The organism is Peptococcus simiae (assembly GCF_046097595.1).
GTDB classification, from domain to species: domain Bacteria; phylum Bacillota; class Peptococcia; order Peptococcales; family Peptococcaceae; genus Peptococcus; species Peptococcus simiae.
Genome location: NZ_JBJUVG010000003.1, coordinates 114016 through 132537, shown reverse-complemented (window position 1 = coordinate 132537; position 18522 = coordinate 114016). Strand labels below are relative to the sequence as shown.

General features: G+C 57.0%; 24 protein-coding genes. 3 read left to right on the top strand and 21 right to left on the bottom strand.

Features of this window, described 5'->3' with window-relative positions; all coding sequences use genetic code 11:
• Window positions 1–25 precede the first annotated feature (25 nt).
• From rbr to ACKQTC_RS03660, 13 genes are all read right to left on the bottom strand, one after another.
• Complete coding sequence (gene rbr, locus ACKQTC_RS03720; protein WP_408977085.1) at window positions 26–595, bottom strand: rubrerythrin; 570 nt, start codon at window positions 593–595, stop codon at window positions 26–28.
• A gap of 161 nt (window positions 596–756) precedes the next feature.
• Entirely contained in the window at window positions 757–1029 is a 273-nt protein-coding gene (locus tag ACKQTC_RS03715; RefSeq protein WP_408977084.1) for a Veg family protein, read from the bottom strand.
• Window positions 1030–1265: 236 nt separating this feature from the next.
• Window positions 1266–1715, bottom strand: a complete 450-nt coding sequence (gene rplI, locus ACKQTC_RS03710; RefSeq protein WP_408977083.1) for a 50S ribosomal protein L9 — start codon at window positions 1713–1715, stop codon at window positions 1266–1268.
• Between the two features lie 59 nt (window positions 1716–1774).
• Window positions 1775–2098, bottom strand: a complete 324-nt coding sequence (hisE, locus tag ACKQTC_RS03705) for a phosphoribosyl-ATP diphosphatase (RefSeq protein ID WP_408977117.1) — start codon at window positions 2096–2098, stop codon at window positions 1775–1777.
• Window positions 2098–2439: a phosphoribosyl-AMP cyclohydrolase gene (gene hisI / locus ACKQTC_RS03700; RefSeq protein ID WP_408977082.1), complete on the bottom strand. Its 342-nt coding sequence runs from the start codon at window positions 2437–2439 to the stop codon at window positions 2098–2100. Before hisI ends, hisE begins: the two co-directional genes overlap by 1 nt.
• Entirely contained in the window at window positions 2439–3191 is a 753-nt protein-coding gene (hisF, locus tag ACKQTC_RS03695) for an imidazole glycerol phosphate synthase subunit HisF (RefSeq protein ID WP_408977081.1), read from the bottom strand. Before hisF ends, hisI begins: the two co-directional genes overlap by 1 nt.
• Complete coding sequence (gene hisA / locus ACKQTC_RS03690) at window positions 3184–3918, bottom strand: 1-(5-phosphoribosyl)-5-[(5-phosphoribosylamino)methylideneamino]imidazole-4-carboxamide isomerase (RefSeq protein WP_408977080.1); 735 nt, start codon at window positions 3916–3918, stop codon at window positions 3184–3186. Before hisA ends, hisF begins: the two co-directional genes overlap by 8 nt.
• 18 nt (window positions 3919–3936) lie before the next feature.
• Complete coding sequence (gene hisB, locus ACKQTC_RS03685; protein WP_408977079.1) at window positions 3937–4518, bottom strand: imidazoleglycerol-phosphate dehydratase HisB; 582 nt, start codon at window positions 4516–4518, stop codon at window positions 3937–3939.
• Window positions 4505–5524 carry a pyridoxal phosphate-dependent aminotransferase gene (locus ACKQTC_RS03680; RefSeq protein ID WP_408977078.1) on the bottom strand — a complete coding sequence of 340 codons (1020 nt, stop codon included), beginning with the start codon at window positions 5522–5524 and terminating at the stop codon, window positions 4505–4507. Before ACKQTC_RS03680 ends, hisB begins: the two co-directional genes overlap by 14 nt.
• Window positions 5524–6813: a histidinol dehydrogenase gene (hisD, locus tag ACKQTC_RS03675; RefSeq protein ID WP_408977077.1), complete on the bottom strand. Its 1290-nt coding sequence runs from the start codon at window positions 6811–6813 to the stop codon at window positions 5524–5526. Before hisD ends, ACKQTC_RS03680 begins: the two co-directional genes overlap by 1 nt.
• Window positions 6810–7433, bottom strand: a complete 624-nt coding sequence (gene hisG / locus ACKQTC_RS03670; RefSeq protein ID WP_408977076.1) for an ATP phosphoribosyltransferase — start codon at window positions 7431–7433, stop codon at window positions 6810–6812. The genes hisD and hisG overlap by 4 nt, the downstream gene beginning before the upstream one ends.
• A 1-nt stretch (window position 7434) precedes the next feature.
• A complete protein-coding gene (hisZ, locus tag ACKQTC_RS03665; protein WP_408977075.1) occupies window positions 7435–8622 on the bottom strand; it encodes an ATP phosphoribosyltransferase regulatory subunit in 1188 nt (395 codons plus the stop codon).
• A gap of 120 nt (window positions 8623–8742) precedes the next feature.
• Window positions 8743–9372 carry an IS1096 element passenger TnpR family protein gene (locus ACKQTC_RS03660; RefSeq protein WP_408977074.1) on the bottom strand — a complete coding sequence of 210 codons (630 nt, stop codon included), beginning with the start codon at window positions 9370–9372 and terminating at the stop codon, window positions 8743–8745.
• 151 nt (window positions 9373–9523) lie between these two features.
• On the opposite strand from ACKQTC_RS03660, the gene ACKQTC_RS03655 reads away from it, so the two are divergent.
• Window positions 9524–10705 (top strand): FAD:protein FMN transferase, encoded by a 1182-nt coding sequence (locus ACKQTC_RS03655; RefSeq protein WP_408977073.1) that lies wholly within the window; start codon window positions 9524–9526, stop codon window positions 10703–10705.
• A gap of 43 nt (window positions 10706–10748) precedes the next feature.
• Here ACKQTC_RS03655 and ACKQTC_RS03650 read toward each other — a convergent pair whose 3' ends face one another.
• The 3 genes from ACKQTC_RS03650 to ACKQTC_RS03640 form a co-directional block, all read right to left on the bottom strand.
• Window positions 10749–11543 carry an ABC transporter permease gene (locus ACKQTC_RS03650; RefSeq protein WP_408977072.1) on the bottom strand — a complete coding sequence of 265 codons (795 nt, stop codon included), beginning with the start codon at window positions 11541–11543 and terminating at the stop codon, window positions 10749–10751.
• Window positions 11536–12183, bottom strand: coding sequence for an ABC transporter ATP-binding protein (locus ACKQTC_RS03645; protein WP_408977071.1), 648 nt, complete (start codon window positions 12181–12183; stop codon window positions 11536–11538). The genes ACKQTC_RS03650 and ACKQTC_RS03645 overlap by 8 nt, the downstream gene beginning before the upstream one ends.
• A 125-nt stretch (window positions 12184–12308) precedes the next feature.
• A complete protein-coding gene (locus tag ACKQTC_RS03640; RefSeq protein ID WP_408977070.1) occupies window positions 12309–13541 on the bottom strand; it encodes a dicarboxylate/amino acid:cation symporter in 1233 nt (410 codons plus the stop codon).
• A gap of 174 nt (window positions 13542–13715) precedes the next feature.
• On the opposite strand from ACKQTC_RS03640, the gene ACKQTC_RS03635 reads away from it, so the two are divergent.
• Window positions 13716–14249 (top strand): cysteine hydrolase family protein, encoded by a 534-nt coding sequence (locus ACKQTC_RS03635; RefSeq protein ID WP_408977069.1) that lies wholly within the window; start codon window positions 13716–13718, stop codon window positions 14247–14249.
• Complete coding sequence (locus ACKQTC_RS03630) at window positions 14242–15069, top strand: DNA-deoxyinosine glycosylase (protein ID WP_408977068.1); 828 nt, start codon at window positions 14242–14244, stop codon at window positions 15067–15069. The genes ACKQTC_RS03635 and ACKQTC_RS03630 overlap by 8 nt, the downstream gene beginning before the upstream one ends.
• A 93-nt stretch (window positions 15070–15162) precedes the next feature.
• Here ACKQTC_RS03630 and ACKQTC_RS03625 read toward each other — a convergent pair whose 3' ends face one another.
• The 5 genes from ACKQTC_RS03625 to ACKQTC_RS03605 all read right to left on the bottom strand — a co-directional run bounded on the left by ACKQTC_RS03625 (window position 15163) and on the right by ACKQTC_RS03605 (window position 18495).
• Window positions 15163–15525 carry a desulfoferrodoxin family protein gene (locus ACKQTC_RS03625; protein WP_408977067.1) on the bottom strand — a complete coding sequence of 121 codons (363 nt, stop codon included), beginning with the start codon at window positions 15523–15525 and terminating at the stop codon, window positions 15163–15165.
• Window positions 15526–15616: 91 nt separating this feature from the next.
• Complete coding sequence (cysS, locus tag ACKQTC_RS03620) at window positions 15617–17029, bottom strand: cysteine--tRNA ligase (RefSeq protein WP_408977116.1); 1413 nt, start codon at window positions 17027–17029, stop codon at window positions 15617–15619.
• On the bottom strand, window positions 17016–17690 hold the full coding sequence (cysE, locus tag ACKQTC_RS03615; protein WP_408977066.1) for a serine O-acetyltransferase: 675 nt from the start codon (window positions 17688–17690) through the stop codon (window positions 17016–17018). Before cysE ends, cysS begins: the two co-directional genes overlap by 14 nt.
• Window positions 17691–17871: 181 nt before the next feature.
• Window positions 17872–18189, bottom strand: a complete 318-nt coding sequence (locus ACKQTC_RS03610) for a thioredoxin family protein (protein ID WP_408977065.1) — start codon at window positions 18187–18189, stop codon at window positions 17872–17874.
• An 87-nt stretch (window positions 18190–18276) separates the two neighbouring features.
• Window positions 18277–18495 carry a hypothetical protein gene (locus tag ACKQTC_RS03605; RefSeq protein ID WP_408977064.1) on the bottom strand — a complete coding sequence of 73 codons (219 nt, stop codon included), beginning with the start codon at window positions 18493–18495 and terminating at the stop codon, window positions 18277–18279.
• Between the last annotated feature and the right edge of the window lie 27 nt (window positions 18496–18522).

Here is an 18522-nt window from a genome sequence, read left to right as displayed (position 1 = left end):
TGGTTTTTCGACATGTCAGTCAGACTTATTTCACGATATCGCTGTTATCTTGTGCGTAGGATTCTACTTGCACTTCGAAGTGTGCTTTCGGATGTAAGCAGGCCGGGCATTTTTCCGGTGCTTCTTTGCCTACATAGATGTAGCCGCAGTTGCAGCATTTCCAGCGGACGTCATGGTCACGTTTGAATACGGTGTCATTGTTGACAGATTCTAACAGGGCCAGGTAACGTCTTTCGTGTTCACGTTCAACTTCGCCAACGTGTTTGAAGCGATCGGCAATTTCATCAAAGCCTTCTGCACGAGCGTCTTCTTCCATGCGCTTGTACATGTCGGTCCACTCGTAGTTTTCACCTTCAGCAGCCATAGTCAGGGCTTCAGGGGTAGCAGGGATTTTGCCGCCGTTTAAGTAACGGAACCACAATTTAGCGTGCTGGTGTTCTTGTCTAGCCGTTTCAAAGAAGATATTTTGGATTTGCACATAGCCGTCTTTTTTAGCTTGTGCCCCAAAATAATCATATTTATTACGTGCCATAGATTCACCGGCAAAGGCTTCTTGTAAGTTTGCTTCTGTTTTAGTCCCTTTAATGTCTTTCATTTCTCTAATCTCCTCCTCGAAAATGATTAAATGATTTCCTCCAAATCAATATCATCGGTGACATACTCACCTAAGCTAGTATATAACCGGCTTTTTCATTTCTAAACAAAAATACTGGTCCTTCTTGACAAAAATGACCCCGTAGGGTCTTTTGGCATCCATTAGGATTTGGCCAGAGAGTAAGTGTGCCCATCCTTATGTAATGAGATCACCACATTACCGGTAAATAGGTCTACATAGCTGAAAGATAAGCGACGCTCATCTTCATCCGCTTCATCCCCCACGCGAACAACAAATAGGTTTGGATATGTATTCTCCAAAACACCTTCATAGGGGACTATGCGTTTGCGGCCTACATTCGCATCAACATCAATGTCACAACCGACAAACGGCGTTAATGCCTTACGTAAATGCTCAATGGTTCTCCTGGACATCCAGCCTTCACCCTTTCGTTGGTCTTTGCAACGGACTGTGTCTAGTATAACCTATTAGAGTAGATTTGTCAAATTGACCAATGATTATACAAAGACTTGACCCCTGTGTCAAGAGCAAAAGTGATGGTTTTGTCAATTTTTCAAAAAAAGAGGGGCCTTCCTGACAGGCCGGTGACCTGGCCTTGGCCGGCCCTTGATAGACAAAAACCTGCAGAGCTATCTCTGCAGGTTGTCAATTATTCTTCTGCGGACACCTGAACCCGGAGGATCGGGTGGACATCCGGATGGAGCTTCAGGGTGACTTCTGTCACGCCCAGGTCCTTGATCTTTTCCGGTAAAACAATTTTACGACGGTCAATATCAATGTTGTGCTGATTTTTCAGGGCTTCGGCAATTTCTTTATTGGTAATGGCCCCAAAGGTTTTGCCGCCGGCACCGACCTTGGTAAAGACTTCTACCTTGGCCTCTTTCAGCTCTTCAGCAATAGCCTTGGCCTGGGCCAGTTCGTAGGCCGCCTCTTCTGCCTGGGCTTCTTGCCGGTCTTCCAGGTTTTTCATATTGTTCTTGGTGGCTTCAATGGCCAGGCCATTAGGGATGAGGTAGTTCCGGGCATAGCCGGTCTTGGCGTTGACGACTTGGTCTTTTTTGCCAACCTTAGCCACGTCTTGTAATAAAATCACTTTCATGGGCATGCTCCTTTCGAAATTGGCTTCATCATAGCAGAATAGCCGGTCCTTCGCAAGTTTTAGCTCTCGGGGTCGCTGGCATGGCTGGGCTTTTTATTGCCAATTTTTTCCGCCCGCCGGGCCAGTTCACTATCGATGGTAGCCGGGTCCAGGCCCTTTTCCGCCATGAGGACGGTCAGGTGGTAGAGGAGGTCGCAGATTTCCCCGGTCAGGTCAGCCCGGTCGGTATTTTTGCCCGCAATGATGACCTCGGCGGCCTCTTCCCCTACCTTTTTCAAAATCTTATCCAGGCCCTCTTCAAATAAGTAGGCGGTATAAGAGCCTTCAAAAGGGTCAGCCTGCCGGCAACGAACCACCTGGTAAAGCTGGTCAAGACTTTGCATCACAGGTTCCCCCTATCGTTTTCTTTAAGAATATCATTAAAAAAACAGGTCACTGCCCCGGTATGGCAGGCCGGGCCGGCGGGCCGGACCCTGATGAGCAGGCTGTCCTTGTCGCAGTCGGCAGTAATGGAGAGGACTGTCTGGGTATTGCCGCTGGTGGCCCCCTTGTGCCAAAGGGTCTGACGGGACCGGCTCCAAAAAACCGTTTCCCCCAGGGCCAGGGTCTCCCTTAGGGCGGCCTCATTCATATAGGCCAGCATGAGGACGGCGCCGGTGTCGGCGTCCTGGACGATGGCCGGCACCAGGGCGGACTTTTCAAAGTAGGCGGCCAGGTCCTGCATCAGTCAACCTCCAGGCCTGCGGCCTCCAAGGCAGCCTTGATGTCCCCGACAGAGGTCTCACCGAAGTGGAAAATGGAGGCGGCCAGGGCGGCGGCACAGTTGGTCTCCTTGAGGACGTCAACCATGTCCTGGACACTACCGGCGCCCCCGGAGGCGATCACCGGAATGGAAACAGCCTCGGTAACGGCCCGGGTCATATCCAGGTCATAGCCGGCCTTGGTGCCATCGGCATCAATGGAGGTCAGGAGGATGGCTCCGGCCCCCAGGTTCTCCACTTCCCGGGCCCAGGCCAGGAGGTCCTTGCCGGTATTTTCCTGGCCGCCGGCAACGAAGACCTGCCAGGTCGGGCCCACTTTTTTGGCGTCAATGGCGGCTACGATGGTCTCGCTGCCAAATTTTTCAGCGCCGGCCCGGATGAGGTCCGGCTTTTGGACAGCAGCTGAATTAATGCCAACCCGGCTGGCCCCGGCCGCCAGGGCGGCCTCAATATCTTCCAGGGACCGGATGCCGCCCCCCTGGGTCACCGGCAGGTCGGTGGCGGCACAGACGCTTTTTAAGACATCCAGCCGGGTGGACCGGCCTTCCGGCCCGGCGGTGATATCCAGGACGACCAGTTCATCGGCCCCCTCCCGGGTATAGCGCTGGGCCAGGTCGGCAGGACTACCCACGTCCTTGACATCTTCAAAGTGGACGCCCTTGACGACCTTGCCGTCTCTGGTGTCCAGGCAGGGAATAATTTTTTTCTTAGACATGGTCTTCACCTCTAGCAATCTCCAGGGCTTCACTGAGGTCCAGGGTCCCTTCATAGATGGCCTTGCCGCAAATGACCCCGTCAATGGCCAGGTCCTTGATGGCCCGGATGTCTGCTGCGGTCCGGACTCCGCCGGAGGCGATGATTTCCGCCTCAGGCAGGGCCTGGCGCAGGGCGGCCAGCCCTTCTAAGTCCGGCCCGGTCAGGGTCCCGTCCCGGCTGATATCTGTGTAAATAAAGGTCCGGACACCCATATCTGCCATTTTTTCAGCCATTTCGGTGTAGTGGATATCGCTGGTGGAAGTCCAGGCGTCACCGCAAATGTAGCCATCCTTGGCATCAATACCGACGGCCACCGATTCGGGCCCGAAGTTGGCAACGGCCCGGCGGACAAAATTGGGCTCTTCAATGGCAATCGACCCTAAAACCACCCGCCGGATACCCTTGTTTAGGTAGTGGCGGATCTGGTCAGCGGTCCGGATGCCCCCGCCCAGTTCAATCCGCAGCTTGGTCCGTTTGGCAATTTCTAAAAAGATCCCGCTATTTAAGGCCATGCCCTGGAGGGCGCCGTCCAGGTCCACCATATGCAGCCAGCGGCAGCCCAGGGCTTCGAATTTTTTGGCGGTATCCAGGGCGCTGTCGGCCACTTTATGGGCGGTGGTCAGGTCTCCTTGATAGAGGCGGACACAGGTGCCCCCCTTGATATCAATGGCAGGTAAAATAATCATCTTTGCCTCCTTTGTGAATCAGGCGTGGAAGACGCCCTTTGTTGATAAGACACCATCTCGCTTCATAAGGGCTTTCCGCATGGCATGGGCCACACTCTTAAACATGGTCTCAATGCAGTGGTGGTCATTTTTACCGGATAAGACGGCAATATGCAGGGTAATGCCGGCATGCATGGCAAAGGCCCGGAAAAATTCCTCAACGAGCTGGGTATCCAGCTGGCCGACGGTCGGGGCGGTAAAGGTCGCATCAAAGGCCAGGTAGGGCCGGCCACTGACATCGACCACGCAGCGGACCAGGGCCTCATCCATGGGGATATAGGCATGGCCGTAGCGGACCAGGCCGGTCTTGGTGCCTAGGGCCTGGTGGAGGGCATCCCCCAGGACAATCCCACAGTCTTCCACCGTGTGGTGGCCGCAGACTTCCAGGTCACCGTTGCAGTAAAGGGTCAGGTCCCAACCGGCATGGACGGCCAGGGCGGTCAGCATGTGGTCAAAAAAGCCAATGCCTGTATCAATATTGGTATGGCCATTCCCGTCTAAGTCAAGTACCAGATGAATGTCCGTCTCTTTGGTATGGCGGCGGCGTTCAATACTCATCATCTGGCCTCCTTTCTAAAAAATCAGCAACTGCTTGTATAAAGGCTGCGTTTTCTTCAGGTAAGCCGCAGGTGACCCGCAGGCCCCGGTCTCCAAAGCGGCGGATGATGATCCTCTGCCCCTGTAAATAATCGTCCAGGGCCGGGGCATCAGGGACTTCAAAATAAATAAAGTTCGTCACAGAGGGGTAGACCCGGTAGCCGGGCCGGCCCCTGACCAAGTCTTCCAGAGCTGCCTGCAGCTTTTCCCGGCCGGCGACGATACTGGCAATCCGGTCGGCCAGCTGGTCCGGCTGGTCATAGAGCTGACTCCCGATGACCTGGGACAGGCTGCTGACATTATAGGGGCTCTTAAGGGCCCGCATGTCCTCCAAAAGCCCGGTCGGCAGGACCCCGAAACCCAAGCGCAGGGCCGCCAGGCCAAAGGCCTTGGAGGCCGTCCGTAAAACGGCCAGGTTGCCCTCCGGACGGACCCGGTCCAGGACGCTCTGGTCCCAGAAGTCCATATAGGCCTCGTCAACGACCACCAGACCATCAAAGGCGGCGGCCAGGTCCAAGACCCCTTCCCGGCTCAGGCCCTGGCCCATGGGGTTACAGGGGTTGGAAAAGAGGAGCATGCCGCAGCCGGCAGCCTGGGCTGCGGCCAGGTAGGCGGGGCCGTCCAGGCGGCCAGCCTCGTCCTTGGGCAAGGCCAGGGTCTCCACCCCGGCCAACCGGGCATAGCGGTCATACATGGAAAAATCTGGGCTGGTCAGGGCCAGCGGCTTGCCGGCCTTGGCATATGCGAGCATCAAAAGCTGGAGGAGTTCATCGGACCCGTTGCCGGCAATGACCTGGGCCGGAGCCACCCGGTAGTGGGCGCTAAAGGCCCGAATCAAGTCCCGGGCCTCGGGGTCGGGGTAACGGTTATAGGCCAGGTCATTTAAGGCATGGGCCAACCGCTCCCGGCTGGCACCGCTGAGGCTAAAGGGGCTTTCATTGGCATTTAAGCGTATTTTTTCCGGGGCCATCAGTCTTCACTCCTTATCTCTACCGACCGGCCATGGGCATAGAGGCCTTCCGCCTCTGCAAAGGCCAGGATGGCCGGGGCATCTTCAGCCAGGGCGGCCCGGGAATAGCGGGACACCTGCATCCGCCGGGTGAAGTCTTCCACCCCTAGGGGGGAGAAGAACCGGGCCGTCCCCCCGGTGGGCAGGACGTGGTTGGTCCCGGCCATATAGTCTCCGACGGCTTCCGGTGTATAGGGGCCTAAAAATACACTGCCCGCATGCCGGACCTGGTCCAGGCGGCCTTCCGGCCCCTCGCCGACCAGCTCCAGGTGTTCCGGGGCCAGGTCATTGGCCAGGGTCAGGGCCTCGTCCAAGTCTTGGGTCACAATAATAGCTGAATAATTGGCCAGGGCCTCCTTCATAATGGCCGCCCGGGGGGCCCGGCTGACCTGGTCAGCGACCGCCAGCCGGACGGCCTGGGCCAGGTCAGCATCCGGTGTAATGAGGATGCCGGCAGCCTGGGGGTCGTGTTCACACTGGCCCAGGAGGTCGGCGGCCAGCCAGGCCGGGTTAACCCCCGCCTCGGCCACAATAACAATCTCCGACGGGCCGGCAATCATATCAATATCCACCGTCCCGTAGAGGAGGCGTTTAGCTGTGGCCACATAGGCATTACCGGGCCCGGTGATCTTATCCACCTTGGGCACGGAGGCGGTCCCGTAAGCCAGGGCGGCACAGGCCTGGGCGCCACCGGCCAGGAGGACCCGGTCCACCCCGGCGACGGCACAGGCCGCCAGGGTCATGGGGTTGACAAGCCCCTCCTTCCCCGGCGGGGTGGCCACAATCAGGTCTTCCACCCCAGCAAGCCGGGCCGGGATGGCGTTCATCAAAACCGTTGAGGGATAGGCGGCCCGCCCCCCCGGTACATAGAGACCCACCCGTTGGAGGGGAAGAACCCGCTGCTCCAGCCGGACCCCCCGGCCCTTGTCCAGGACAAAGCCCTTGGTCAGCTGCCTTTCATGAAAGGCCCGGATGTGCCGGGCGGCCTTGTCCAGGGCTGCCTGCAGGCCGGGGTCCAGGCCTTCCAGGGCCACTTGACAGTCAGCCGGGGTCAAAAAGGTCACTGGCCCCTTAAAGCCATCAAATGCTTCGCTAAAGCGGCAAAGGGCGGCATCGCCCTCGGTCCGGACCGCAGCCAGGATGGCCTCGACCCGGGCCAACATGTCCGGGTCCGGGGCCTGGATGCGGCTGGCCAGGCGGTCAAGGAAACGGTCACAGGCCGGGCTCCCCAGTGCTAGTTCTGTAATCATTGGTCCACCTCCTGGGCAATCCGGTCGATAAAGGCTTCTATGGCCGGGTACTTGAGCTTCATAGCCGCTGTATTGACAATGAGCCGGGCAGACAGGTCCGCAACATCCTCAATGGCCTCCAGACCATTTTCCTTGAGGGTGGTCCCGGTTTCAACAATATCAACAATGCCGTCTGCCAGGCCCACCAGGGGCGCCAATTCAACAGACCCTTCTATTTTTATTATACCCACATCCATGCCCTTCCGCGCAAAATAGTCCCGGGTGACATTGGGGTACTTGCTGGCGATCCGGTGGCTAATGCCATCGGCATAAAAGTCACTCCCCTTGGGGACGGCCAGGGCAAAGCGGCATTTGCCGAAGCCCAGGTCCAGGACTTCGTAAAAGGAGCCGCCGTATTCCATGATGGTGTCCTTACCGACAATCCCCAGGTCACAGACCCCATGGATGACATAGGTGATAACATCCGGGGCCTTGGCCAGTAAAACCTCTATATCATCGCCGACCGGCAGGATCAGGCGGCGGCCCTTGTCGGCCAGGGCCTCGGTATCGTAACCGGCGTGCTTCATGAGGGCCACAGCTTCCTTTTCCAGCCGGCCCTTGGTTAAGGCTATTCTCAACATGTCAGTCCTCCTGCCAGTGTATGTCGCCATCTTTATAGATGATGATTCCTCGGGCCCCTAAGCGGGCCGCCTCTTCTTCGAGGTCCTCCACCCGGTCAGCCATGGCCAGGACCAGCCGGTCTGACCGGTCTGCCCGCCAACTGAGGGCGGCAGGTAGGTCCTCCGGCCCTGCATAGAGGAGGTAAAAGGGCTCTGTCTCCGGCCGCCGGCGGCGGTTCAGGACCTGGGCAATGAGGTCCACCCGGACGCCGAAGCCAATGGCCGGAATGGGGTAGTTAAAAGTCTCCAGGAGGCTGTCATAGCGGCCACCGGACAGGACCGCCTCGCCGCTGCCGCCCACATAGCCGCGAAAGACCAGGCCGGTGTAGTAGTCGGCCTGGTTGGTCAGGCTCAGGTCCAACATGATGTGATCCTCCCGGCAGAGGCTTTGGGCCAGGGCATAGCGTCGGGCCAGCTCATCCAGGATTGGCCCCACTTCCGGACTGGCCGGGACCAGGAGGGCCCGGGCCTTGTCTAAAATAGCATAGTCGCCGAAAAGGCCAGGCAGGGCCAGGAAGGCTTCGACGACCGGCCCCTGGCCATAGGGGGCCAGGAGGTCCCTGAGCCGGGAGAAGTTTTTCTCTTCCAGGGAGGTCCGGATCTGGTCAGCCAGGTCCTCATCCACTGCCAGGGCCCGGATCAGGGCCTCCACAACCCCTACATGGCTCAGCTCCAGCCGGTAACTGGTCAGGCCGGTTGCCTTGAGGGCGGCACAACTAAGGGCAATCATTTCCGCATCGGCCCGGTAGGCCCGGCTGCCCAGCAGCTCCACCCCGCACTGGTGCATTTCATTGGAAAAGCCCTGGAGGGTGGAGGAGTTTCTAAAAATCATTTCGTCATAAAAGAGCCGCAGGGGCAGGGCCTTGCCGGAAAGCTTGCTGGCCACCAAGCGGGCAATGGGGACGGTGGCATCCGGCCGGACGACCGTCAGCCGGCCATGGCGGTCTATGGACTTCACCATATTTTCTTGGGGAAAGTAGCGTTTTTTATCGGTAAAAACGTCATAATACTCGAGGCCCGGTGTCCGCACTTCTTCATAGCCATAGCGGCCGAATAAGCGGCGCAAGTCACCGGCTACCCGGTACTCCCGGGCCGCCTGGGGCATCAGGACATCCCCAGATCCTTCCGGGGTTAAGCCTGCCATTTTCATTGCTCTGGGCTCCTTTCACAGGAAAAATCACTGCGGCCTGGCCGCACGGTTGCTTTATCTAATTAACGTGTTACCACGATGTATCACCATTTTAGCCCAGTAAAGTGTTTCCGTCAACCCTTACTGCTTATTTTCCCCTTCTTGACCCAGGGCGGCCTGGACCCGGTCGGCGTCATAAAAGAAGAGGCCCGCCCGGTCCAGCCAGTCCCTGATGGCCTTGGCCTCCGGCCCATCCTCGGTGAGCTCACTGACCAAGTCATAGTAGCCCTGCAGGCCACCGACACCGACAAAGGGGGCCGTCCCCATCCCCTGGATTAGGCGGGGGAGCTGGCCGGCCACCGGCTCGTCCATATCCTCGGCGGTCATCTCCCAGCGCCATTCGTCGGTCATGTCATAAATAAAGGTGAGCTTAGGGTGGTCGGCTAAGAAGGGGTCCAGGGGGAGGTCCGATGCCCGGACGATCATGGTTTCGCCGGCCACTTCGGCCACTTCTTCCCCCTTGGCCTCTGCCTCGGCCCGGCGCTGGGCCTTGAGGGCCTTGGCTTCATCCAGGAGCTGCCGGTCTTCGGTAATCCGCATTTTGAACTCATGGCAGAGGAGCTCCCAGCTTTCCCGGCCGCTATAGCCTCCGGCCAGGCTCAGCCAGCGGCCCAAGTCTGCAGCCGTGGCCTGGTAGGGGACCAGGAGCTCCCGCCAGACCGGGCTATCTCCTTCGGTAAAGGTCATCATGATTTTTCTCGCTGCTTGCATATTTGCCTCCTCATCCGACATCCGGTCGGTTCATTACTGACATCTCTTAAGATAAAACCACAATCCTCCCGGGACCGAGGGCTTCAGTTGACAAGTGCCTCGCCCTTGTGCTACTTTAGCCATACATTACCTTTAGGAGGATACGGGTACTATGAAAAAGTCCTTTGTTTCTATTTGTATCATCGGCGCACTGGCCCTTAGTGCCTGTCAGTCGGCTGCCGAGCCGGCCAAAGAAACTGACAAGAACGACGCTACCAGCAAGGCGGCAGTAACCAGTCAAAAAGCAGACCCGGCTGCCGATAGCGCTGCCTTTGAAAGCATGGACCTGCCCCCCATCACTTACGGGGACAGCGGCTATGCCAAGGCCCCGGTCTCTGCCGATGCAGACGGCTTTGCCCTGGATACCACCATCCATATCCGGCTCTTTGCTGCTGACAAGGCCCAGGCCCAGAAGGCCATGGCGGCGGCCTTCAGTGAGGTCAACCGCTTTAACCATATCTTTTCCGCCACCAGTGACGGTGGCGAAGTGGCCGCCCTCAATAAAAGCGGCGAGGGCAAGTTAAGCCCCGAGGCCATCGCCCTTTTCGACAAGGCCATGGCCATTTACACCAGCACCGGCGGGGCCTATAATGTGGCCCTCTATCCGATCACCCACTTGTGGGGCTTTGACACCGGTGACTACCGCCGGCCTGACGACCAGTCCCTCAGCCAGGCCCTGGCCCTAACCAACCCCAAGGATATCCGGGTCAACCCCCAGACCGGCCAGGTCAAATTTGCCCAGGCCGGCATGGGCTTAGACTTTGGCGGCATCAGCCAGGGGGCCCTTTCCAACCGGCTCATGGAAGTCTTGCGCCAGCAGGACATCACTTCCGGCTTGGTCATTATCGATGGCAATGTGCAGGTCCTGGGCCGCCACCCGGACAAGACCGACTTCCGGGTCGGGATCCAAGACCCCAAATCGGACCTGGGCTATATCGGCCAGGTCAACGTCAACAACAAGGCCGTCATCACCACCGGCGACTACCAGCGCCAGTTCCAGGCCGATGGCCAGACCTGGCACTCTGTCCTGGACCCCCAGACCGGCATGCCGGCCGTCAACGGCCTCAATTCGGTCAGCGTCATCGCCAAAAACGGGGCCACTGCCAGTGCCCTCTCCCGGGCCCTCTATGTCATGGGGCCGGCCAAGGCCATTGACTACTGGCGCCAGCACGCCGATGAATTTGACATGGTCCTCTACTATGACAATGAACAGGTCGCTGTCACCGGCGGTATCGCCAACAGCTACATCCCCAATAACAGACCGGCCCCGGACATCATCTCTGTCAAGGGCTAACACCTATCGACCCCAACCGCCCGGCTTTGGCCCGGCGGTTTTTTTATGCCTCCCCTTCCAGGCTGAGCTGGGCATTTTCATTGAAAAAGGCCCGGACCGATAGCTGGAGGAAGATAAAGACCGATAGGGCCACACTGGCCAGAATAGAGAGCATCATGATGATCTGGTAGCTGATGGCCACCAAAGGCGAGACCCCGGACAGGATTTGCCCGGTCATCAGGCCCGGCAAAAAGACAATCCCCATGCCCACCATGGAATTAATGGTCGGCAGGAGGCTGGCATCAAAGGCCGCCCGGAGCAGGGGCGCCAGGGCCTTCTTGGGTCTTGCCCCAAGCATGAGGGCCCCTTCGACCATGGCGCGCTGGGCCTGTAAGTCGGCCAGGAGCCGGTTGGCGCAGAGGGCCAGGGCGGTCATGGAATTGCCCACAATCATCCCGCCCAGGGGCACCACATACTGGGGGTTATACCAGGGATCAGCGGCCAGGACGGCCACTAAAAAGTAGAGCATACAGAGGCCGGTCCCACTGACCATAGCGATGGCCAGGCTCTTCTGCAGGCGGGGTGCCTGGCGAATGCCGGTCCTTTTATAGATATTAAAAATAGCGAAGACTTCCATGACCCCTAAAATCAGCAGGGTAATAATCGGCGCCGGGTTGTCAAAGACATAGATGAGCACATAGCCCACCAGGACCAGCTGGAGGGTCATCCGCATGGAGGCCAGGACAATCATCTTCCCCCGCCGGATCCCGGCATACCGGGCCAGGGCCAAGACCAGGAGAATGAAGGCATAGGCCGCCAACCCCTGCCAAAGGCCTAAATGAACAATGCCTTCAGCCATGGGCCAACTCCCGGCAGGCCTTGACCCGCCCGTGTTCCAGACTGATGATCCGGTCCGAATAGCTTTCAGCGATGGCCGGCGCATGGGTGACCATAACCAGCGTCTTCCCCTTGGCCCGCACCTGGCGGACCAGGGCCCCGATGACCTCTACCGCCGTCTGCTCATCTAAGGCTGAAGACGGTTCATCCAAAAGGTAGACCGCTGGATCCATGAGCAGGATTCGGCCCAGGGCCAGGCGCTGACCCTCCCCGCCGGACAGGTCCTTAGCCGACTCCTCCAGCGCCTTGTCTAAGGCCACCTGTGCCAGCACCTGCCGGAGGGCTCCTTCTTCAGCCGAGGCCTGGTCGGCCAGCTGGCGGCCCAGCTGGAGGTTATCGGCCACCGTACCCGGAAAAATCACCGGCCGCTGACCCAGCATGACCACCTGCCGGCGGAGGTCGACTGCATCCAGGTCGGCCAGGTCCCGACTTTGCCAGTAAATAGTCCCTCGGTCAGGACTAATCATTTTATTGAGCATCCGCAAAAGGGTGGTCTTGCCGCTGCCACTGCTACCGACAATAGACGTAACCGCCCCCTCCTCTATTTCTAAATCGGGAATATGGAGGATGCCTTTAAACTGTACCCCTCTTAATTCAAACAAAAAATCACCTCTCAGGTCTAGTATACACCCCCGGCCCGGGGAATAGGCAAGCATTTCCCCTAGACACAAAAAGCACGCCCGTCTGGCGTGCTTTTTTATTGGTGAATGTTGTAAAGGCAGACTGCCTAGTTGGTCTCACCAGGTTGGTGACGGCCGGTAATCCGGTCTTTAAAGGTATCGATGAAGACCGCAATAGCATTGTCGCCGCTGACGTTACAAGCTGTCCCAAAGGAGTCCTGGGTCAGGTACAGGGCGATCATGAGGCTGGCCAGGGCCCCTTCTACCGGGATACCAATCATCGGCAGGAAGGAGAGGGCACTCATAATAGCCCCACCCGGTGCGCCGGGTGCTGCAATCATGACAACCCCCAGGGTTAAAATGAAGGGAATCATGAGGCCCAGGTTATGGGGCATATCGCTCATCATCAGGACCCCGGTAGCGCAGCTGGTGATGGTAATGGTTGACCCCGCCAGGTGGATGGTGGCGCAGAGGGGGACAACGAAGTCCCGGATTCCCTTGGTCACGCCGTTCTTTTCCGCACACTGGAGGTTAACCGGAATGGTAATAGCCGAGGACTGGGTTCCTACAGCAGTCAGATAACCGGGCACCTGGTTCTTAATGAGCCGGAGGGGGCTCTTGCCACTGACGGTACCGGCAATGGTAAAGAGGACCGCCAGGTAGAAGAAGTGCAAGACCAGGATGACCACATAGACCTTCCAGAAGACCTTCAGCACACTCCAAACCTCACCGGTATAGCTCATTTTAGCAAAGGTCAGCCCGATGTAGATGGGTAAAATCGGGATGATGGTCTTGGCCAGGACCAGGTAAACGATTTCCTGGAGGCCGACAAAAACATCCTTGAGCAGGTCCCCAACAGACTTGGTATCATCCTTCATCCGCAGGGTGACAATCCCAATCCCCAGGATAAAGGCCAGGACAATGGCCGTCGTTACGCCGAAAATCGGGTCCAGGGTGAACTCTAAGTAAGGCTCGATTTCTGTGGCAGAGCTTTCCGTGAAATTTTTAATAATGTCGGATGTAATAAAATGAGGAAAAATAGCAGAATCCACGGTATAAGCCAGAGTCCCGGCCACCAGGGTTGAGCAATAAGCCAAGAGAACCGTAAAGCCTAAGAGGCGACCGGCCCCACCGGCTGCCAATTGGGCAATCCCGGCCGTTACAAAGGAAATAATGAGCAAGGGAATAATAAAGCTTAGGTACTGGGCAAAAATATTTGCAATCGTAGCAAAGACGCGGATAACCGGTTCATTGACAAGGCTCCCGACAATTAAACCGATGACAATCCCGAGGATTAACCGGGGGACCAGTCCGAGTCTTTTCTTTTTCTGTTCAGACAAAATAAACCCTCCTTTTTAATTTTTTTTACAAACAACCACCAAAGAAATAGTATCTAACTATGCAGGTATTTGCAAGTACAATTTGTCTTTTCTCGGCAACTTATCGTCCCCCGCTCACAACACCCTCGACCCCACCCGGGGAAGATGATAAACTATTCCCAGAGGAGGGATACCATGAATGATATATTAGTGGTTATAGATATGCAAAATGACTTTATCACCGGCAGCCTGGGAACCGCCGAAGGCCAGGCCATTATCAGCCAGGTGGTCGACCGGATTCGCCACCACCAGGGGAAAATTTTTGTCACCCGGGATACCCATGAAGACGACTACCTGACCCGCCAGGAAGGCCACCACCTGCCGGTGGTCCACTGCACCCGCGGGTCGAAAGGCTGGCAGTTGGTGCCGGAGGTGACCCAGGCCCTGGCCGGACGCGAAGTGACCTTTTTTGATAAACCGACCTTCGGCTCACCGGACTTAGCCCAGGCCCTAAAAGAGGCCGACCAGGAAAGACGGCTGACTTCAGTGACCCTGGTTGGCGTCTGTACAGATATCTGCGTCATCTCCAATGCCCTGGTCATTAAGGCCTTCCTACCAGAAGTCCCCCTATATGTGGATGCCAAGGCCTGTGCCGGGGTCAGTCCTGAAAGCCACCGGCGGGCCCTGGAGGCCATGGCCGTTTGCCAGGTGAATATCCTCCATGCGTAAGACAGTGACCCACCCCTTAAGCCCCTGGATTTGGAAGGATTCTGAGGTCCTGGTCCTGGGTACCCTACCCTCACCGGCATCCCGCCAAAGGGGCCTCTACTACGGCCACCCTCAGAACCGCTTTTGGCCAACCTTGGCCCAGGTATTCGGGGAGCCCCGCCCCATCCATGCCGAGGCCTGCCGGGACTTTGCCCGCCGCCATCACATCGCCCTCTGGGATGTTTTTGCCCAGGCCGATATCCAGGGGGCTGATGACAGCAGCATTGTCAACGCCCACTACAACGACTTGGCCAGGGAAATCAAGGGGACGGCCATCCACCATATCTTTTGCACCGGCCAAAAGGCCTGGCAGGCCTACCAGGCCCATTGGGGAGACCGGCTGGGCCTGCCGGCGGCCAGCCTCCCTTCAACCAGCCCGGCCAACCGGGCCCACTGGCCGGATGCCGCCTTACCGGCAGCCTACCAGGTCATCCGGGAGGTCTTGACCCAGCCGGCTCCCTTTCCCGGCGGCCGCAATTTATTTGCCCTCTCCCCCCTGGATGGCGATGGGGCCGAGCAGGTTGAAGTCCTTTATGCAGGCGAGGGGCTCCGCCTGGAGCGGATTATCAGCCGGGGCCACTGCTCGCCGGATGGCTTCTACTATGACCAGGACGAGCTGGAATGGGTAGCGGTCTTAGAGGGCCAGGCCATCCTGGCCGATGACCGGGACCGGCACCAGGTTTTAAACACAGGCGACCATGTCCTCCTGGCCCCCCACGTCCGCCACCGGGTGGTCGCCAGCACAGATCCCTGCATCTGGCTGGCCTGCTTCAAAAAGTAGCCTGCCTCTGATTAAGGGCGCCCCTTTAAAAGCAAAAATAAAAAAGCCCCCGGACTTGGGTACCCAAGTCCGGGGGCTTCTGGCTTTCAGAAATTATTCAGCTTTCCAAAGGCCGTGCAGGTTGCAGTATTCGTAAGCACGGACGAATTTTTCGCCATCTTCTAAAAGGAAGGAGGCCTTTGGTTCGCAGTCCGGGGTCAGGTCTTTACGCAGGACCCGTTTGTCGGTTTGGACAACGATGAAAGGGATGTAGTGTTCTTCGGTCATGGGGTGTTCCACGCTACCGACAACAACTTCAACCTTGTTGCCGTCTTGGTTCACAACGGGCACGTGTTTTTCGCCGGCGGCATCTGTAGAATTAGCGGTTAAAAGGTCTAATTTAGATTCGTCAACGATATAAACGGCTTCAAAGACATTTTTAGTTTCCGGGCATCTGACAAATTTTAATTCTTCCATGTTTTTACCTCCATGTGTGTTGAATGGTATTTTTTCGTTTCTTTCAACACTATGATTATACCCTAGCCCACATGATGATAAACAATGGATGTTAATTTGATTTTTTCCAGGTCGTTCCGTTCTTCCCGTCTTCCAGGATAATGTCCAGGTCACTTAACCGGTCCCGGATGGCGTCGGCCAAGGCAAATTGCTTGTCGGCCCGGGCTTGGGCCCGGAGGTCAATCAAGAGGGCCATGAGGTCATCGGCCAGGTTGTCGTCGGCCTTGTTGGCGCTAAAGTCCAGACCGAAGACATAGAGGAGGTCATCGAAGCACTTTTGGGCTTCTTCTAAAAGAGCCTTTTCATGGCTGTCCTGGCGGAGGTAGGTATTCACATCCCGGGCCAGGTCAAATAAGGCGCTGAGCCCCAGGGCGGTATTGAAGTCATCATCCATGCCGGCTTCAAAAGCTGCCCGGACCGCTTGCAGCTGGTCCCGGAGGCTGGCTTCGGCTTCGCCGGCAGTCCCCTGGGCCTTGGCTTGGGCGGCCAGGAGGTTGTGGTAGGCATTTTTCAGCCGGTCCAGGCCCCGGGCGGCCGCGGCAATCTTTTCATCGTCAAAGTCCAGGGGGCTCCGGTAGTGGACGCTCAAGAGGTAGTAACGGACCACATCGCCGGGGAATTTATCCAGGATTTCCCGGAGGAGGAAGAAGTTGCCCAGGGACTTGCTCATCTTTTCCTCATTGATCGTTATAAAGCCGTTGTGCATCCAGTAGCGGGCCATATCGGCATGGGAAGCGGAGCAGCTTTGGGCTATTTCGTTCTCATGGTGGGGAAAGATTAAGTCCTGGCCGCCTCCGTGGATGTCAAAGGTCTGGCCCAGGTAGGTCCGACTCATGGCCGAGCATTCGATGTGCCAGCCTGGCCGGCCCTGGCCCCAGGGAGAATCCCAGGCAGGCTCGCCGGGTTTGGCACTTTTCCAGAGGGCAAAGTCCAGGGGGTCGTGTTTTTTCTCATCGACATCTACCCGGGCCCCGGCCATGAGGTCATCAATATTCCGGCCGGACAGTTGCCCATAGTCTTCATACTTGCGGACGGCGAAGTAGACATCGCCATTGTCCAGGGCATAGGCATAACCGGCATCAATGAGTTCCTGGACGAAGTCAATAATTTCCGTCATATGGTCGCTGACCCGGGGGTTCTTATCCGCCGGCAGGATATTCAGCTTGCCGGTATCTTCGAAGTAGGCATCAATGTAAAACTGGGCCACCTCAGCCGCTGTCTTTCCCTCTTCATGGGACCGGTTGATGATCTTGTCATCCACATCGGTAAAGTTGGACACATAGGTGACGTCATAGCCCCGGTAGCTGAAGTAGCGGCGGACCGTATCAAAGACCACGATGGGCCGGGCATTGCCCAGGTGGATGTAGTTGTAGGTGGTCGGGCCACAGACGTACATCCGGACTTCCCCTTCGTGGACCGGGGTGAAGGTTTCTTTCTGGCGGGTGAGTGTATTATAAATCTTGATGCTCATTGGCTTTTTCCTCCATTTCTTCCAAACGCACCTGGACAGCATCCAAACGGGCACGGAGGTCTTTCAGGCATTCACAGACCGGGTCCGGCAGGCGGTTGTGTTCCAGGTCTACATGGTGCTTATCGGTCGGCACCCGGTTGCCATCCTGCTTGACGACCCGACCGGGAATACCGACGACTGTGGAATTAGCCGGTACGTCCTGTAAGACCACTGACCCGGCACCGATTTTGACATTTTCACCGATATGGATATTGCCCAAGACCCGGGCCCCACTGGAGACCATGACCCCGTCATCCAGGGTCGGATGGCGCTTGCCCTTCTCCTTGCCGGTCCCTCCTAAGGTCACCCCCTGGAAGAGGGTCACATCATCACCGACGATGGCTGTTTCCCCAATGACAATCCCGCAACCGTGGTCAATAAAGAGTCCTTCGCCAATGGTCGCCCCGGGGTGGATTTCCACCTGGGTAAAAAAGCGGGCGATTTGGGAAAGAAGCCGGGCCAGGGTCCGAAAGCCCAAGAGATACATTTGATGGGTTAAGCGGTGGATCCAGATGGCGTGGAGGCCCGGGTAGTTCAGTAGGACCTCTATGACTGTCCGGGCTGCCGGGTCCCGTTCAAAGACCACCTGGATGTCCCGTCGCAATTGTTTAAACATCTATTTTTTCCTCCAAAGCAGCTGGCAAACCGGTCGCAACCGGCCAGCCTGTAGGCATTTTCCCCAGGCGCCAAGGCCGGGGACATCTTCCGGCGCCTCAGGCGCCTAGCTGAAAGCCTTGCTCCCTCCTGGGATCAAAGCATGAAAAAAGCCGCACAAACGTGCGGCAGTCGAGCGATTATTAGCCGAGAATTTCTTCGATCTTTTCTTCGTAGTCTTCGATGTCTTTTTCGCCGGCCATTTTACCGACATATTCACCATCATTGAAGAAAAGGACCTGCGGCACACCCTTTAAAGAGAACCGCTGGAATAGCTCTTTTTGTTCCTCAACATCAACCGTATAGAAACCAAAATCGCCTTCGTAATCTTCTTCCAGCTCTTCCAGTTTCGGTTTAACCGACTGACACACATGGCATGACTTACGGGAGAAGATGACACAACAGGCTTCACCATCATCATAGATGATTTCTTCAAATAAATTTGCATCTAATTTCTGCATGAATTTCACTCCTATTCCGGCGCCCTTGCCAGGCGTCCTGTCTATCCAGCAGTATAGCAAACTCTTTTCTCACTGTCCACCCTAGACTTATGCTTTAAGGGCATTTTTTACAAAACGAATAAAGTGAGACTGGTAATAATCTGCCAGGGTAGGCCCGCTTTGTACATCGTAAAAGGGAAGGGCTTCTGTCCCCAGGGCTGCGGCAAAGTCTGCAAAAACCCGGTCCATATCCAGCTGGTCTGCACCAGGTAACTTTGCACCGGCCGCTTTTAAACGATTTTCAAAGAGTTCCAAGTGACCTTTCAATTCAGGGCCTCCTTATGCTATCATACA